Genomic DNA, 17,679 nt, shown 5'->3' with positions numbered 1-17,679 from the left:
TCATGTTCCCACGACGTTTGTCGCCAGCTCTTCGCATCGATGGTTGTCTCGAAGCAGCACGATTGCGACGATGGCGTTTGTTAACCCACTTGCCGACTCATAGGTATCGCAGGCAAGCCCCAGGCTGACGACAGTCAGCACTTTTCCCAACCGCCGAATCAATTATTCGCGTGATTGGCAAAAGGTTGCGTCACTTTCGAAATTTTCAGAGTGCAATTGCCGGCAATCAACCGTGAATCTGCGGATCGATGGCTGCAATTCTCGTTTTTTGCCCCAATCCGTACGCCCGGCCCAAGCCCGCTGTGATGGCACCAAACCACAAAAAGCTCGAATTTCTCTCGAGAAACACAGCAAACCCTACTGTCTAGCGGCAAGCATTACTTCACTTGAATCCCAAGTTGAGGGATCATCAGCCCATAGACCGCCGCCACGGCGAGCACAATTCCTAGGAGATTCAGAATCAATCCGTAGCTTGCCATCTGGCTCATTTTGATTCGGCCCGTCGCGAACACGATCGCATTGGGCGGAGTTCCAATCGGCAGCATGAACGCGCAACTGGCCGAGATTGTCGCCGGGATCATCAGCAGCCGAGGATCAATCTCGAGTGCGAGTGACGCCGCCGCGATGATTGGCAGAACCGTGTTCACCGTCGCGACGTTGGAGGTAAATTCCGTGAGGAACGTCAGCAACGTACACACCGCCGCAATCAAGACCCAGGTTGGCTGACCGGCACCTACCGTTTTGAATCCACCACCCACCCATTCCGAGAGCTTTGTCGACTCGAACGCACCTGCAATTGCGAAGCCTCCGCCAAACAACAGCAGAATTCCCCAGGGAATTCGCGATGTCGTCGCCCAGTCCATCAGGTATTGCGGTGAACCTGTGCGCGCTCGGCGGACCGGAATCACAAACATGAGGATCGAGATGACCATCGCCACCGTCGCGTCGCTGACGAATTCCAGAGACTTTTCTTTCGGTACGCCCAGCGAAATCAGCCATCGACCGACGGTCCCTCCCCAACCGCGAACCAGAACGACGTCGCCAAAGGTGAAGTCGGTCCGAAAGAGCCAGAGCATCGCTGTCACGGCAAATAGGATTAGCATCACAATTTCGGCGAAAGACATTGCCCCAAGGTCACGCAGTTGGTCTCGAAAATACTTTCGGTCGAAGCGTTCAAACCCGACCGGAGGCTTGAGCCCCCATACCAGCACCTGCCACGCGCAAATCAAGAAGACGATCCCGAAGGGAGTCCACGTCAGCATCCATTGCGATGCAGACACAGCGGGTTGGCCCGGAATCGATTTGTTCCAGATCTCAACAAACGCCAAATTCGTCGGTGTCCCGACAAGTGTTGCCAGTCCGCCAATACTGGCGGCATAAGCAATTCCCAGAGTGAGTGAAGTCGCGAGATGCGCAAACTGCGGATCGACTGACGCGGGAACGCCCTTGGCGGAAGAACGCGAACTGACGGAGCGTTGTTCAAGCGTGTTCAACAGTGCCACGGCGATGGGAAGCATCAGCAGAGTCGTCGCGGTATTACTAATCCACATTGACAGGCTAAAGGTCGCCAGCATGAATCCCAGCACAATTCGACGTGGACTCGTTCCCGTGGCAGACACCGTCAACAAGGCGAGGCGGCGATGCAGATTCCAGCGTTCGATCCCCAGGGCGATCATGAATCCCCCCAGATATAGAAATGAGGTGTCACCGAGATAAGACTGCCCGACGGTCTTGGCCGACTGAATCCCTAGCAAGGGAAACATTGCCAACGGCATCAGGCTGGTCGCCGCAATCGGAATGGCCTGCGTGACCCACCAGATCGCCATCCAGATGGTGACCGCCAAAAGGCGTTGCGCCGACGGAGCCAACCCCTCGGGCGACGGGGTAAGTAGGATCAGGGCAGCGATGGCGGGCCCCATGATCCGGCCCATCACGCCCAGCAAACCGGGATTCGCCTCTTCACCGCTCGAATCGCCGCGGGTTTGATCCGGCGCATTGGCGTCCGAATTGAGTTCATCCAAAGACATCGTAGCCCCCACTTTGCTTGCCGAACTCCTGTCGACAAACGCTGATCCCTTGTATTCAGCACCGTATTCGCGGTCGAAGGCGGAAAGAGTAAGGCATTCAAATGTGCATCGCCACTTCACTCGAAATGAAACGTTCGGCTTCAATCCCAAGACCTCCGTTACCCAAAGTCAGGTGGCAACAGTGCTGCGAGCAAGGGCAATCGCATGCCGCCCAACGATTTCCTTGATCGCAAACTAGACTTGTCGCGATCAACGGTTTAGGCTCAGTCGCGCGATCTTTTCATCGTGAATTCATTGCCGTCATCCCCCTGCATCTTTGGCACAATGTCTATGATTTACCGAGTTTTTAACGCATCGCTGTGCATGGCACTCCTCGTTGCGACGAGCTCCGTTCGTGCCGAGCTGACGATCGAGAAAGTCTTCGGCCCGGACATACCGGGTGGGGAATACAAGCACCCGGCAAGCATCGGGGAACTGGCGAATGGCGACTTGTACATCGCCTACTATGGCGGCGAAGGCGAATACAAGGGCGATACCGCGGTATTCGGTTCGCGACGCGAAAAAGGGAAGACCTCGTGGTCCCTGCCGACGACGATTGCGGACACCCCCGATCGCGCCGACGGCAATGGCGTCATCTGGCAAGAACCCGGCGGAGCAACCTGGTTGTTCTACGTCTGCCGATATGGCAAAACCTGGGCCGATTCGGTGATTAAGTACAAGTATTCACACGACAATGGTCATACCTGGACCGATTCCGAAATGCTGACGTTCGAACGTGGCATGATGGTCCGTTCACAGCCGATTCAATTGTTCGATGGTGATTTTCTCGTTCCGATCTACCAGGAAAAGGGCACTGACGCGAAAGCCATCGGTGCTCAAAGTTCCTCGCTTTTTGCGCGGTATCATAAGAAAACGAAGGAATGGAGCTTCACAAACAAGGTCCATTCGCGAATCGGCAACATCCAGCCTTCGGTCGTCCAGCTTGATCAAAACAAGTTGATTGCATTCTGCCGTCGAGGTGGCATCTATGGGCCATTGCTTGATGGTTTCATCGTCCGCACCGAATCGCGAGACGGTGGAAAAACCTGGGCGCTCGGCGAAGACACGAGCTTCCCCAACCCCAATTCGGCCGTCGATCTGATCAAACTGAAAAATGGTCACCTCGTCATGATTTACAACAACAGCAACCAGGCGAAACGAAATCCGCTGACCATGCGTGTTTCGACCGATCAGGGCCAAACCTGGCCGGCGGCTCGCGATATTGTGAATACCCCCGATGATGAACAGGGTTATCCGTTTATCATCCAGACGGCCGATGGTCGCATCAATGGCGTCTATACTTCGCAAAAGCGTACGGTCGTAAACCATTTTGTTCTGGACGAATCCGACATCAAGTAAGCGTCTTCAATCCACTTTTGAACTGCAGGAAACTGACTTGTCCGCAAAACCTTGGGGCGGTGCTTTCGACGAAAAGACCGACCCGCTCGTCGAAAAATTTACGGAATCGATCTCGTTTGATCATCGTCTTGCTCCGGTCGATATCCGCGGGTCGCAAGCCCATGCGCGAATGCTGACAAAGGTCGGACTCTTGTCCGAGCAAGAATGCCAGTTGATCGTTGCCACTCTGGACACGATCGGTGGTGAGATCGCTCGCGGTGAAATGGAGTGGAAGACAGAGCTTGAAGATATCCATATGCATATCGAATCGGCGCTGATCCAAAGGATCGGTGACGTCGGTCGCAAGTTGCATACAGGTCGCAGCCGGAACGACCAGGTTTCCACAGATCTGAAGCTGTACGTGCGCGAGTGTCTCACACAACTCGATCAATTGCTGCTCGAACTTCAGCGGGCGTTCGTGGATCGCTGTGATGGCGACGCAGACGTCGTCTTGCCAGGATTCACGCATCTGCAGCGTGCTCAGCCCGTCATGGCCGCACACTACTGGCTTGCCTATTGTGAGAAATTTCAGCGAGACCGTGATCGCCTGGCCGACTGCCTGAAACGCGTCAATGTGCTTCCGCTGGGGGCCGCGGCTCTTGCGGGCACCTCGTTGCCAATCGACCGCCACGAATCCGCCCAATTGTTGGGGTTTGTGGCCGACGATTTGTCACCTGCGGTCGCAGCTAACAGTCTGGATGTCTCAAGCGATCGCGATTTTCTGGCAGAAGCCATTTTCGATATGTCCTTGATTGCCGTCCATCTGAGTGGTTGGGCCGAAGAATGGATCCTGTGGTGCACCACGGAATTCGGATTCCTTAAACTGCCCGATGCGTATACGACCGGCTCGTCAATCATGCCGCAAAAACGCAATCCGGATGTGCTGGAACTGATTCGCGGCAAATCGGCACGCGTGATCGCCGACGTCACCCAGATCCTGACGCTGCTGAAGGGTCTTCCCCTCGCCTACAACCGCGACCTGCAGGAAGACAAACTCGCCTTCTTTGATGCCTTTGATACCGTTTACGCCTGTGTCGAACTGGCACCGCGCGTCGTCCGCAGGGCGAAATTGCAGCTTGAATCGATCAATGCCCGCCTGGAGGAGGGCTTTCTCGACGCCACGACGCTGATGGAATATCTGATCAGCCGCGGCGTCCCGATGCGGACGGGACACGAAGTGGTCGGAAAGCTCGTCCGACTTTGCGAATCCAAGGGATGCAAACTGGCTGAACTCAGTTTGCCGGAACTTCAAGTGGCCTGTGACAAAATCGAGGCAGACGTTTCCAACTACGTCGGCGTACGAAATGTTGTGGCTCGGCTCAGCAGCTTCGGTAGTGGCGGACGAAATCCGGTCCTTGAGCGGGTCGCATCGTGGAAGAGCCGACTGCAATCCTGAAATGGATTGATCGAGAACCACCAAACACAAACTGGTGTTGATGCGTACTGTACTGGAAGCTTGTCGACTCTGCGGGACATCTCGATCGGGGCTCTCTTGATCAACCGCAGATCGGCCTGTTCCGGAGCGGATCATGCAACGCGACGAATTCTTGAAGTTGATCGGCAGCAAGTCGGATGGCACGGAGTACATTCCCGTCGCGTGCCTGTTGAAAAACGGTTACGCGTGCGCGGGTTACGTCAATCAGTCGATCAACGAACCTTTCAACGACACCTGCCTTTTGATCAACGCGAGAATGGTTGACCTGCGGGAACCCAGTCGACGCACAGAACGCGGCGCCATTCACGACTTTGGCGATTTTCTCGAAGAGTTCGTGACTGGCATGATGGACAAGACACCCCATGACCGGGATCCGCTTGAAGACGCAAGCGGCGGAGCGCACGAACGTTTTGGAAAATGTATTCCCTTAACGGCCGTGTCATTCGATGAAATCGCCGTCGTCTATCCCGTCGCGCGCATCGGCAATCTACTGCGGCAGGTGACCGTAGAAACGAAGGCTGACCCGCAACAAGTTCCCTCGTTTCTGGACTTCGAAAAACGGAGCGTCGTCCTGAAAGTCTTACGGACGAAACTTTGGTAACCGACGTTGCGGTGAAGCGACGGTGACACGCCATTTCAAATGCGGACCTGGTCGACGCATTTTTCGAATCGTGTTGTCGCAGATTGCGGTGCAAGTTTGACGCGTGAGCACGAATTCCGACGTGAACTTTCAAAATCGTAAACCGATCTTGGATGGGAAACTCGCGAATTCAGGGCAGAATTCGGGAAATGCGATCGAACTCTTTCCGCGAACCTTGAATCTCTGGTGGTGTTTGGTAGTCTCGGGCGGTTTCGCGCAATTTCGACCGTGGTTTGGAGTAGCCACGCGAAGAGGTCGCGCATGCATGCCCTGCCATCTGCTCCACATCAAGGTCCGCCGCCGTGCCTCGTCGCGACGACATTCACAAGATTCTGATCATCGGTTCTGGTCCTATCGTTATCGGTCAAGCCTGCGAATTTGACTATTCCGGGACACAAGCCTGTAAAGCCCTTCGCGAAGAGGGGTACATCGTGGTGCTGGTGAATTCCAATCCCGCCACGATCATGACCGACCCCGAAATGGCGGATCGAACTTACATCGAACCGATCAATTGGGAATACGTCGCGAAGATCATCGAAGTTGAACGCCCGGATGCGCTGCTTCCGACACTCGGCGGCCAAACGGGCTTGAACGTCGCAATGGACCTGGTCCGCCACGGGGTCCTCGAAAAGTACGGCGTCGAAATGCTCGGCGCACGCGTCGACGTCATCAAGAAGGCGGAAGAACGCGACACGTTCAAACAGGCCATGATCAAGATCGGCCTGGAAGTGTGCCGCAGCCGCATCGTCCACAACATTGACGAAGCACGTTTGGCCCTCGAAGAAATCGGCCTGCCGATGATCATTCGAGCCAGTTTCACGCTGGGCGGCGTGGGCGGCGGCATCGCCTACAACCGCGATGAATTTGAGGAAAAGGTCCGCAAAGGTCTCGAACTCTCACCCGTTCACGAAGTGCTGCTCGACGAGAGCATCATCGGGTGGAAAGAGTACGAGATGGAGGTGATGCGCGATAACGCCGACAACGTCGTGATCATCTGCGCCATCGAAAACTTCGATCCGATGGGCGTTCATACTGGGGACTCGATCACGGTCGCACCGGCCCAAACGCTGTCCGACAAAGAATATCAGAGGATGCGCGATGCAACGATCGCCGTCATGCGTGAAATCGGCGTCGAAACGGGCGGTTCCAACGTTCAGTTCGCGATCAATCCGCGAGACGGACGCATGGTCGTGATTGAAATGAATCCGCGCGTCAGCCGATCCAGCGCCCTCGCATCAAAGGCCACCGGGTTTCCGATTGCAAAAATCGCGGCCAAGCTGGCAGTCGGATACCGGCTGGATGAGATCCAAAACGATATCACGCGTGAAACTCTGGCCTGTTTCGAACCGACGATCGATTATGTCGTTACCAAGATCCCCCGCTGGACCTTCGAAAAATTCCCCGATGCTGACTCGGAACTGACAGTTCAGATGAAGTCCGTCGGCGAAACGATGGCCATCGGTCGAACGTTCCAGGAATCGCTGCAAAAGGCCCTGCGGGGACTTGAGATTGGCCACTTCGGACTGGGTGGCGGTAAGAAGGATCTCTGGGGAACGCCGAAGCAGCCTTCCCGAGATGAACTGGAAAGCATGCTCTCACGACCGAACGAACAGCGAATGTTCTATATTCGCTATGCGTTCAAAGCCGGAATGTCGGTTGCCGATGTCTACGAACTGACCAATATCGACCCCTGGTTCCTTGATCAAATCCGCAATCTGATCGTTGTCGAGAACGAAATCCGCGAGTTCAGCAATCTCGAAGATGTTCCCATCGAGTTGCTGCGAAAGGCGAAACGGCACGGTTACTCGGATCAACAGCTCGCCTTCTGGTGGGACGAAACGGAAATGGATGTCCGGGCCCGGCGTAAAGAGCTGGGAATCGTGGCCACGTTCAAACAAGTCGACACCTGTGCGGCCGAGTTTGAAGCCTACACGCCGTATTACTATTCGACCTACGAATCTGAAGACGAAACGCCCGCCAAAGGCGACAAAAAGCGAATCATCATCCTGGGCGGTGGGCCCAATCGAATTGGACAAGGCATCGAATTCGACTACTGCTGCTGTCAGGCCTCGTTCGCGCTGCGCGAACTCGGAATCGAAAGCATCATGGTCAACTCGAATCCGGAAACGGTGTCGACCGACTACGACACCTCGGATTTGCTCTTCTTCGAACCGTTGACCACAGAAGACGTCTTGAATATCTGCGATCGCATGCAGCCAGACGGCGTCATCGTGCAGTTCGGCGGACAGACGCCCTTGAACTTGGCGCGTGGTCTTGAGGCCGCCGGTGTCAAAATCATCGGAACCAGTCCGGACATGATCGATGCCGCCGAAGATCGAAAGCGATTCCAGGGAATTCTGGAGCGGATCGGACTGCGGCAGCCACCAAACGGAACGGCGTTCGACGCACAGGGCGCACGTCTGATCGCAAACGAAATCGGTTATCCCGTCTTGATTCGCCCCAGCTTCGTGCTGGGCGGTCGGGCGATGGAAATTTGCTACGACGAAGAGACTGTCACCAAGTATATGAACGAGGCGGTCAACGTCTCGCCAGACCGTCCCGTGCTGGTCGACAAGTTCCTGGAAGACGCGGTCGAGGTCGATGTCGATGCGATTTCGGATGGCAAACTGACGCTCGTCGGCGGTGTGATGGAACACATCGAAGAAGCCGGCGTGCACTCAGGCGATTCCGCCAGTGTGCTGCCTCCCTATTCGCTGCCACAGGAAGTGATCGAAGAAATCAAACAGGCCACCTACGCACTGGCACGAGAACTCAATGTGCGCGGCCTGATGAACATCCAGTTTGCCGTTAAACGAGCACCAGATGCCACGCAACCGGGAGTGACGGGGACGCCTTCCGAGTACGTCGTCTACATCCTTGAAGTCAATCCTCGGGCCAGCCGGACATCGCCGTTCGTTTCGAAAGCCACGAACGTGTCGCTCGCGAAGATCGCGGCCAAGATCATGGCAAATGTTTCACTTGAGGAACAAGGTGTCACGCGTGAAGTCGTGCCGACTTATACCTCGGTCAAAGAAAGCGTGTTCCCGTTCAATCGCTTCTTGGGCGTCGACATCATCCTTGGCCCAGAAATGAAATCGACGGGCGAAGTGATGGGGATCTCGAACGAGTTTCCGATCGCGTTCGCGAAAAGTCAGATTGCCGCCGGCAACAAGCTGCCGAAATCCGGAACCGTCTTCATCAGCCTGTCTGGTCCGCATAAACACGCGCTCATCGATCAGGTGCGGCGACTTCAGGGGCTTGGCTTCAAAATCCTGTGCACCAGTGGTACGGCGCGAGTCTTCCGCGAGTACGGATTGGAAGTCGATACCGTCAAGAAATTGCAGGAAGGACGTCCCAACCTGCTGGATTACATGGCAAACAAAGAGATCGCGCTAATCTTCAACACCCCGAGCGGCAAGGGAGCTCGAACGGACGAAGGACGAATTCGATCGGCTTCGGTGGTCAATGCAATTCCGTGTGTTACGACGCTGCCAGGATGCATTGCCTTCGTTCAGGCGCTCGAGGCCCTTCGCGAACACCCGACTCCAGAAGTCAAAGCGATTCAGGATTGGGCGGCCGAACAGGCCAAGTAATAAGCGGGAGAGTTGTCTTTCCTCAGCACGAGCTCGATCGACCGTGTTTCGAGCAGCACGGTCGATTGCTGGTGCGCGGACTGAGGCTGTCCCAATGAAGGTGATCGTCACAACCTGGAACGGATGATGGAAAGTACGGCGAAACTCCGCTTTGCCATGATTGGTTGCGGGCGTATGGGCCGCCACCATAGCGAAAAAATGATCGCCGACGGGCGCGGCGAAGTCGTGGCCCTGTTTGATGCTTTTCCGGATACGGCAGAACGCCTACGGCTCGATTTGTGGCCAGACGCACGCGTCTGTGACACACTTTCTGCGGTGCTGGGTCAAGACGATCTCGATGCTGCGATCATCTGCACGCCAACAGCGGAACATTATTCTCAGGCAGAAGCCTGTTTGGACCGCGGGCTTCACGTACTGTGTGAAAAGCCGCTGGCGTCGAATCGGGAACAGATTCTGTCGCTGATCGGACGGGCCAAATCCTGCCGCGCTCGCAAACAAATCTTCTCGCTAGGCTATCAACGACGATTTACCTCGCTCTATCGAACGCTGCGACGGGAAGTGTTATCAGGTCGCTGGGGTGCCGTCCGATCGATCGACTCGCACAATGTCGAGAACTGGCAGTCGAGTATTGCGGGCACCTGGCGTGACGATCCAAGTCAAAACACCGGCGGATTCATTACCGACGCGGGCAGCCATAAAGTCGACCTGATTTTTTTCGCCACCGGATTGCGGCCGGTCGACGTCTTCGCACGGAGCAAAAAGTGCGGGAGTCACGTCGAGATCCTTGCGAGTGTGTCGGCATTGCTGACAGACGACGTCCCCGTGACCATGGATTTTGTCGGGAATGCCCAGTATCTCGGCGAAGACCTGCATATCCATTGTGAATGTGCCGATTTGATGGTTCGCCACGAGGAACTCTGGATTGCACATCACGAAAAACGTGAACTACTGCCGCTGGATGAGCCCGATTCCAATCCTGTCAGCGGACTTCTCGACGTGATTCTGCTTGGTCGCGACGATTTGTCACCACCCGAATCCGCACTGCCTGTCTACGACATGACGCAAGGGATTCTGGAATCCAGCCGCACAAATCGGCCCGTCAAGATTGGCTGAGGCCTGCTGACGTCACCGGGACACACGCCACCGGGGCTTACAAGTGCCATCGAGTCGCGAAATCCAAGTCGCGGTTACGTTCTTGAGTTCAACTGGCCGTTCAATCGCTGCGGCCGCCGTCTCGTCTGGACAGAGTGGCTGTGCCGCTTAGATGATCCCGCGAATAAATTTCTGGAAGCAATGACGACAGCGCCAAGGGCGCAGCAGCAGGGCCATCCAGAAATATTCGTACCAATTCAATCGACGAGCGGGAACCAGAACTTCCTGCACACAGCAAGGACAATGGTAAAATCCCGTCGCCACTCGCGAGCGACGAGTCGATCCCGGTTTAATTCGTCGGCCATGAATCGTTGGCATCATCGGTCCACGTCATGCGCTCGGTGGCGGTATAAGAGCGCCACCCTTCGTTCGGTACCCGCGAATTGAACAATCACCAGATTGAACTTTCGAACCCGACGCCGAAAAGATCGCCGCAAGCGACCGTTGTCGCCCAGCACGGACGATTGCCCAACACGGAAGATCAATCCATACGGAAGTTCACTCGGTGCGGAAGTTCACTAAGGGGATCGGTCCCCGATCCCCTGGAACTCCAATCTTTCATCCTCAAGGACAGATACGACGGCCATCCGTGACAAACCCGATCACCCCGAAATCGACACACCACTGCTCGAATGGGCGGATTTGCTCTGAGTTGCATTCGCCTGCTGATACGAACCAAGCCCTGCCGTTGCCGCGTTGAAACCATTGAACGAAGCGGCGGGACGTGACGTATCCGGTTTGCTGACACCATTGGAATTCAACGAAGAGAGCAATTTCAAGACGGAGGACGACTTCTGATCTTGTCGACCGATGAAATTTTGAATGACCGTCGCGACATCCTTCGGATTTTTCGCACTCTTGATGCTGTTGATCGTGGCCTTCAAATCCGCTTCAGGCGTCACCGCGACCTGAGACTTTTTGGTCGCACTTGAACTGGCCGTTGAACTTGTCGACGCTGCGGTCGATTTCACCGCCGCCGATGTCGCTTGCCCTGAAGTCGTTGTTGTCGATTTGGGTATCGACGAACTGCTGGCAGATGTCGTCGATGGTTTCGCCGTCGTTTGTGACGACGCAGTCGCTTGCGAACTTGTTGAGGCCGCGGCCGAACTGCTTGCTGACGCAGACGTCGTCGCGACGGGCGCGGAGGATCCGCTTGTCGATGTCGCTGTAGCACTGGCTGGCGACGATGTCGGTGGCGACGATGTCGGTGACGACGATGTCGGTGACGACGATGTCGGTGACGACGATGTCGTCGGTGGGCTCGTTGGAATCGCCACAGAAGTACCGGCCGAAGTCGAGCTTCCGAAACCGGACAAGACGACGGATGCAACCGCGTCCGCATTGCTCACGATGCTCGCCACATCGACCGTTGTTCCCGATGAAGTTCCCACGGTGGTCGTGGCTCCCGATGATGCGGCAGCAGTCGACGAGGCTGACGGACTTGCGACTGTCGCCAAAGCCGTTGACGCCGAAACTAAAGGATCGACCGTGGCAGTGGTCGGACTGGTCGGAGTTGTCGAACTCGCCGGGGTTGAACTGGTCGTTGTATTCTGGCTGCTGGACGATGTTGTGGACGTTGTCCCTGAAGCTGTTGTGGCGGCCGAGGTCCCTGACGAACCGCTTGCCCCCGATGTCCCCTTTCCAGAAGACGATGACGTTGTGGAACTGCCTTTAGACGATCCCGACGACGTCGTTGAATTGAGTGCGGACGCAATGCCAGACAGAATTGAACTCAGACTCACGATAGACTCCCCGTGTATGAAACAAGGCGCGTGCGGCACGCAGAAACGTGTCTGACGAATTGCACAGCGCGAATTGATCGGCGGCCAACGCGTGGTCGTCATCAATCATGACAGGGGAACACTAGCACTGATTTCGACGTTGGGCAAAACGCGCAACGATCGAAAACTCAATATTCATGGACGTTTACGTTTCGCATCATTGCCAAAACGCAACATCAGTTCGATATCACGATGCCTTTTGGCAGCATCGGCGGGGATCGTTTATTTCTTCTCACCCAGACAGTACAGCCACTCCTGACGTTTTCCGTCCGTCGTTGAAGCTGTTCGCACGAAGATTTGTCCGCCGCAGATTGTCGGTGTCGCAAACGCCTCTTCGGCAAGCTGATTTTCGGCAACGAGAGAGAATCCTTCGGGAGACGCTTTGAAGATGGTCGTCTTTCCGGATTCGTCCATCGCAAAAATCAAATCACTGACCAGAACGGGCGAGGCCGTAAACGTGCCCCCCACGCGTTCCTTCCACATCTCCTGGCCGGTATCGCACTTCCAACAGACGGCCACACCGGCATCCAACATCGCATACAAATATCCGTCCTTGAGCAACAGGGAGGGCACATAGACGCGACTGCCATTTTCCCAGACGATTTTTCCAGACCCGTCGGCAAGCACCGCCGCCAGGTGATTCTTGGGATATCCGCCACTGGTATAGATCAATTGGCCGTCCGTTACGGTTGACGTCACGCATTCTTCCGTCGAACCCTCGATCTCCCACAGCTTCTTCCCCGTCAGTGGCTCGAAGCTGGTGACCAGCTTACAGCCGCTGAAAATCAACTGTTCGCGGCCCGCGACGCTGAGAATGATCGGCGAAGTATAGTTGGGCAGTTTTGGACGCTCTTGCTTCCAGACAATTTTCCCGCTTGTCCGTTCCAATGCCGCGATCAGACCTGTTCCCTTGTTGTCCGCCGAGACAATCACCAGGTTCTCATAGACGGCAGGAGACGACGCGAAGCCCTGATGGAGGACATAATCCGTGATCTTAGTTTGCCACAGTTTCTTACCGTTCAGGTCGAGTGCTGTCGTGTAGACCGCACCCTCGAACAGAAAGTTCGCAAAGATCCGGTCGCCATCGCAGGCGACCGTCGAATTCGCCAGAGTGCTTTTCGCGTTGCTCTTGGCCCCTTTTAGGTCGAATCCCCCCTGGTGAACATCGGACTGCCAGAGCTTCTTTCCAGACGACCGCTGATAACAGAGCACCGACTGAATATCACGGTCGTCTTCGGCAGTCAGAAGGAAAATCTGATCTCCGACAATGGTTGGTGAACTGTGGCCACGCCCCGGAATGGGGCTTTTCCACACGACGTTGTCCGTCTCACTCCAATGCAGTGGTACTTTCTGATCGGCCGCCGCTTCACCATTTCGTAACGGTCCCCGCCACCAGGGCCAATCCGTCGAGCGAACGAATCGAACGGCTGAGCCACCCAGCAGACGTGATTCTTCTCCGAATGCGGCCGAGTGACAGAGAACACATCCGACAAGAACGAGATTCGCAATCGAGAGAGAAAAATGAGAATGCGGCATTGGTAGAAGTTTCTCGACTAAGTATGGAGGTTCGACGCTTTGCAATCAGGGCGTAACGCAGTCAAAACAGTCGGCTCGTCGATTGAACCTTGACGGAACGGCATCCGCAACTCAGACACCATGATTTCAAGGATGCCTGATCCAGATTGTCGATCTCGAGTTGTGCACATCCACGCGGCCCGAAGTTTCATCAACTCCCAGGAATCGCCCTTGAAATGCTCCGCGACTCGAGTGGATGACGCATGAATCATTTGTTCAGGCATCGGATCGACACGGCGAATTGTCATTGCACCGCGCGTCGCAGAACGACCGGCCATTTGGTAGTTTTGCAGGTATGAACGAAGAACTCCCCTCGTTACTTGTTCCTGAATCAAACCCGGACAACGCATCGAGCGAACGTCCCGCGCGTCCGATATTTCGTGACGCCGATGAGGCCCAGGCCCGACTGGCTGCGCTCGAAGGCCCGACGAACGCCCAGGAATGTTTGTCCCGATTCCTGCAAGCGATCGCAGAAATGTCGCCACCCGACGAATTGCTCGTCGATTTTCAGCGATACGTCCAAAGATCGGACGACCGGGCCGAGCTGTACCAGTTTCTGATCGACAATCCCCGCGCGATCGAAATGCTGGTGAAATTGTTTGCTGGCAGTCGCTACCTGACGGAAACATTACTCCGCGATCCCGCCGCCCTGCGGAAATTAATTCAAAACCGCTGGTTGGCCGACCTCAAGACGCGTGACGAGTTCATCTCCGCGGCGCTCGCCGTGGCCGCCTCCGAAGCAATGTTCGATGCGAAGCTCGATGCCGTGCGGCGATATCAACGATCGGAACTGCTTCGGATAGGCGTATGTGACGCGTTCGGACTGGTCGATTTTCGAGCCGCAACGGTGCAGCTCAGCCTGCTCGCGGACGGGATGATCGAAACGTGCCTTCAATTGGTCGCCGCCGAACTGGGTGTCAATCCCGCGGGTTTTGCCGTCATTGCGATGGGAAAACTGGGAGGGGAAGAGCTCAATTACAGTTCAGACATTGACCTGGTTTTTCTCACACAAAGCATCGAACCACATTTCAGGGCGTCGGCCCCCACAGCCACTTTGAATCCGCCCGGCGGCCCGGGCCATGCGCCCGTTTCCCCGACGATGAGCGACATGGAGACGGTCACGCTCGCCCAGCGACTGATCAAGGCCCTGCAAGATGCCACGGGCGAGGGATTCCTGTATCGCGTCGATATGCGTTTGCGACCCTGGGGCCGCGCTGGCGAATTGGTCGTCCGCGTCCCCGCGTACCTTGACTATCTCAGAAAACAAGCGGAACTTTGGGAGAAGCAAGCCCTGGTCAAAGCGCGTGTCGTCGCGGGCGAACATGCCGTCGGGCGCAGACTGCTCCTCGAAGCGGCCCCGATGATCTTCGGTCATCCGGCAGAAACAGTACGAGCCAGCGTGCGATCCGCCAAGTCAAAGATCGAAGCACAACTGGAACGTCGCGGCCGCTCATTCGGCGAAGTGAAATCGGGAAGTGGATCGATTCGTGATATTGAATTCGTCATCCAGTCTCTGCAATTGATCCATGGACAACGCCTGCCACAAATTCGATCCGCCAACACTTTGACAGCACTCGTTCGCCTGGCGGATTTTGACCTGATCCATGCGGATGAATACCGCTGTTTGTCCGAAGGATACGTCTTCCTGAGAACGATCGAGCACTCGCTGCAGCTCCTTCACAACCGCCAGGAACATTCACTGCCAACCGATCCTGCAGAAATCACTTCGCTGGCGCGCCGTCTTGATTTTCACGACGGCGAACACCTGATTTCGCACTATCGCCAGCATTGCCTGGCGATTCGTTCGGTCTACGAAAAGTATGTCACGAAAACGTACGATGCGGCTGCTGACAACGCATTGCCTGCTGCGAATGAACTGGACGCGTCCAGTCACGGTGCGTCCGCAGCCCGCACGACAGCGGCCAGCGTCGATCCCATTGCGTCGTATGAAAATGTGTTCTCGGAGGACGAGCGACGCGAGCATCTGCAACGACTGGCAACGCTGAATGACGAGCAGCCAGTCCGAGTCGACGCCACATCGCAGCCCGGTGGCACCTGGCGAGTTCAGGTCATTGGCATTGATCAGCCTGGTGAACTGTCCCTGATCTGCGGACTACTCTTCGTCTATGGCTTCGACATCGTTGAAGGGTTCGCCTCAACCGGACAAAACTTTGGCAAAGGATCGAAGCACAAAATCGCCTTTCGCGACTTCGTCGATGTCTTCACTGTGCGTTCGTCGATCGAAGCGGTGATGGGTGAAGTCTGGCACCGGTACGAATCGGACCTGATCGACCTGGTGCAGTTGGCTCGTTCAGGACGCGGCGACGAAGCTCAGGGGCGACTCGCCTCGCGCGTGGCCGAAGCCCTGGAAGATTCGCCCGACCTCGCCACCAAACCCTCGCCGCTGGAAGTGAGCTTCGACAATCATTCTCACGATCGATTCACCGTCCTTCGGATTCATGGCGAAGACACGATCGGCTTCTTGTACGAACTGACAAACGCATTGGCACTTTGTGGAATCGCCATCGAACAGGTGCTGATCAGTTCTGAGGGAGACCGCGCCGCCGATATTCTGTATGTCACCGATGCCCAGCGGCAGTGCAAGATTCTGGACGAGGCACGCCGTCAGGAACTCCAGGCGGCCGTCGTCCTGATCAAACATTTCACGCACCTGCTGCCGGGGTCACCCAATCCCGAAGCCGCGTTGCTGCACTTTCGAGCCTTCGTCAGCCAACTCTTCCAGCAGCCTGACTGGACAGAACAGCTTTCGTCGCTGGATCGGCCCGAGGTGCTCTCGGCATTGGCCCAACTCCTGGGGGTCAGCGATTTTCTGTGGGAAGATTTCTTGCGGCTGCAGTACGCCAATTTGTTCCCCGTTCTCAGTGACATTCAAGGTATCGAAACCGCAAAATCGAAGACGCTGTTGTGGCGCGATCTCGCGATCAAACTCTCGGCGACGGATGATCCCGACGAGCGACGACGCGATCTCAATGACTTCAAAGATCGCGAAATGTTCCGCATCGATCTTCGGCACATTCTCGGACGCTGCGGAGACTTTGATCAGTTTGCGGAAGAATTGACCGATGTCGCCGAAGTGATCGTCGCCACCAGTCTGCAACTGAATGAATCCGAGTTCCACGATCGCTATGGCGTCCCGAAAAGGTCCGACGGCGATCGAGCGTCCCTGGTGGTTTGTGCACTCGGCAAATGCGGCGGACGCGAGTTGGGATTCGCCTCGGATATCGAACTCCTGTTCGTCTATGATGAAGAAGGAATGACCGATGGGCGGGAATCGATTGCCAACGCATCTTTCTTTCAACGACTGGTCGAAGGGTGCGTGCATTCGATTCGGGCAAGGCAAGAGGGGATTTTTCGCATCGATACGCGGCTGCGTCCTTATGGTCGCTCGGGGCCCTTGGCAGTCTCATTTGACGCCTTCAAGCGGTACTTCGACCCGAATGGAGCGGCCTGGCCGTACGAACGGCAGGCCCTCATCAAACTCAGGCCCATCACGGGCGATCCGGCGCTCGGCGAGAAATTGATCGCTCTGCGTGACCAGTTTCTGTACGAAGGGCCCCCTTTCGACTTCGCATCAATGCGGGCGATGCGTGAACGACAAATCCGACAACTCGTGTCGGCCGGCGAATTCAATGCAAAGCTCAGCCCAGGGGGGTTGGTTGATATCGAGTACCTCGTTCAGGCGTTGCAGATTACACATGGATCACGGCACGAAAGTTTGCGCGTCACCAACACCTGCATCGCGATGGACGAAATGCGCCGCGTCGGGGTTCTCTCGGAACTGGATCATCGGGCCTTGCGGGATGCATACGGCTTCTTCCGGAAACTGATCGACGCCCTGCGAATGGTTCGAGGTGATGCCCGCGACCTGACCGTGTCCGCCAATATCGGCGACGACTTCCAGTTTCTCGCCCGCCGCCTGGGCTACGGGTCCGCCACGCAAAAGCTAAAACGCGACCTCGCCCTGCACTCAGAAACCGTCAACGACATGGTCAGACGTCTGTCCGCGAATGGAGTCTAA

11 protein-coding genes are annotated in these 17,679 nt (G+C 56.0%); 7 read left to right on the top strand and 4 right to left on the bottom strand.

Annotated features, from left to right (window positions below; all coding sequences use genetic code 11):
• Entirely contained in the window at positions 1 to 162 is a 162-nt protein-coding gene (locus OSO_RS50545) for a hypothetical protein (RefSeq protein ID WP_157604938.1), read from the bottom strand.
• Between the two features lie 215 nt (positions 163 to 377).
• Complete coding sequence (locus tag OSO_RS0101465; RefSeq protein ID WP_157604936.1) at positions 378 to 2,027, bottom strand: SLC13 family permease; 1,650 nt, start codon at positions 2,025 to 2,027, stop codon at positions 378 to 380.
• A gap of 330 nt (positions 2,028 to 2,357) precedes the next feature.
• On the opposite strand from OSO_RS0101465, the gene OSO_RS0101460 reads away from it, so the two are divergent.
• The 5 genes from OSO_RS0101460 to OSO_RS47305 all read left to right on the top strand — a co-directional run bounded on the left by OSO_RS0101460 (position 2,358) and on the right by OSO_RS47305 (position 10,245).
• Positions 2,358 to 3,425, top strand: coding sequence for a sialidase family protein (locus OSO_RS0101460; RefSeq protein ID WP_063710373.1), 1,068 nt, complete (start codon positions 2,358 to 2,360; stop codon positions 3,423 to 3,425).
• A 37-nt stretch (positions 3,426 to 3,462) separates the two neighbouring features.
• Positions 3,463 to 4,860 (top strand): argininosuccinate lyase, encoded by a 1,398-nt coding sequence (argH, locus tag OSO_RS0101455; protein ID WP_010581807.1) that lies wholly within the window; start codon positions 3,463 to 3,465, stop codon positions 4,858 to 4,860.
• A 133-nt stretch (positions 4,861 to 4,993) separates the two neighbouring features.
• Positions 4,994 to 5,500 (top strand): hypothetical protein, encoded by a 507-nt coding sequence (locus OSO_RS0101450; RefSeq protein ID WP_010581806.1) that lies wholly within the window; start codon positions 4,994 to 4,996, stop codon positions 5,498 to 5,500.
• Positions 5,501 to 5,841: 341 nt separating this feature from the next.
• Positions 5,842 to 9,132, top strand: a complete 3,291-nt coding sequence (gene carB, locus OSO_RS0101440; RefSeq protein ID WP_010581805.1) for a carbamoyl-phosphate synthase large subunit — start codon at positions 5,842 to 5,844, stop codon at positions 9,130 to 9,132.
• Positions 9,133 to 9,255: 123 nt separating this feature from the next.
• The gene (locus OSO_RS47305; RefSeq protein ID WP_050985969.1) at positions 9,256 to 10,245 is read left to right on the top strand and encodes a Gfo/Idh/MocA family protein; all 990 of its coding nucleotides are present in this window, start codon (positions 9,256 to 9,258) and stop codon (positions 10,243 to 10,245) included.
• A gap of 641 nt (positions 10,246 to 10,886) precedes the next feature.
• Here OSO_RS47305 and OSO_RS0101420 read toward each other — a convergent pair.
• Positions 10,887 to 11,186 carry a hypothetical protein gene (locus tag OSO_RS0101420; RefSeq protein ID WP_010581802.1) on the bottom strand — a complete coding sequence of 100 codons (300 nt, stop codon included), beginning with the start codon at positions 11,184 to 11,186 and terminating at the stop codon, positions 10,887 to 10,889.
• 16 nt (positions 11,187 to 11,202) lie between these two features.
• On the opposite strand from OSO_RS0101420, the gene OSO_RS50540 reads away from it, so the two are divergent.
• Positions 11,203 to 12,081 (top strand): hypothetical protein, encoded by an 879-nt coding sequence (locus OSO_RS50540; protein ID WP_010581801.1) that lies wholly within the window; start codon positions 11,203 to 11,205, stop codon positions 12,079 to 12,081.
• Between the two features lie 206 nt (positions 12,082 to 12,287).
• On the opposite strand, the gene OSO_RS0101410 is transcribed toward OSO_RS50540, so the two are convergent.
• Entirely contained in the window at positions 12,288 to 13,601 is a 1,314-nt protein-coding gene (locus OSO_RS0101410; RefSeq protein WP_010581800.1) for a BamB-related PQQ repeat family beta-propellar protein, read from the bottom strand.
• A 334-nt stretch (positions 13,602 to 13,935) separates the two neighbouring features.
• Between OSO_RS0101410 and OSO_RS41710 the strand changes: the two genes are divergently transcribed.
• Positions 13,936 to 17,679 (top strand): [protein-PII] uridylyltransferase family protein, encoded by a 3,744-nt coding sequence (locus OSO_RS41710; RefSeq protein WP_010581798.1) that lies wholly within the window; start codon positions 13,936 to 13,938, stop codon positions 17,677 to 17,679.

It is taken from the genome of Schlesneria paludicola DSM 18645, assembly GCF_000255655.1.
Taxonomy (GTDB): domain Bacteria; phylum Planctomycetota; class Planctomycetia; order Planctomycetales; family Planctomycetaceae; genus Schlesneria; species Schlesneria paludicola.
Note: the sequence above shows the minus strand (reverse complement) of the source record. Positions and strands in the feature narration are given on the sequence as shown.

Coding starts and splice junctions, on each gene's coding strand:
- OSO_RS0101465 (WP_157604936.1), bottom strand. CDS start 2,027: ATGTCTTTGGATGAACTCAATTCGGACGCCAATGCGCCGGATCAAACC.
- OSO_RS0101460 (WP_063710373.1), top strand. CDS start 2,358: ATGATTTACCGAGTTTTTAACGCATCGCTGTGCATGGCACTCCTCGTT.
- OSO_RS0101450 (WP_010581806.1), top strand. CDS start 4,994: ATGCAACGCGACGAATTCTTGAAGTTGATCGGCAGCAAGTCGGATGGC.
- OSO_RS47305 (WP_050985969.1), top strand. CDS start 9,256: ATGATGGAAAGTACGGCGAAACTCCGCTTTGCCATGATTGGTTGCGGG.
- OSO_RS0101410 (WP_010581800.1), bottom strand. CDS start 13,601: ATGCCGCATTCTCATTTTTCTCTCTCGATTGCGAATCTCGTTCTTGTC.
- OSO_RS41710 (WP_010581798.1), top strand. CDS start 13,936: ATGAACGAAGAACTCCCCTCGTTACTTGTTCCTGAATCAAACCCGGAC.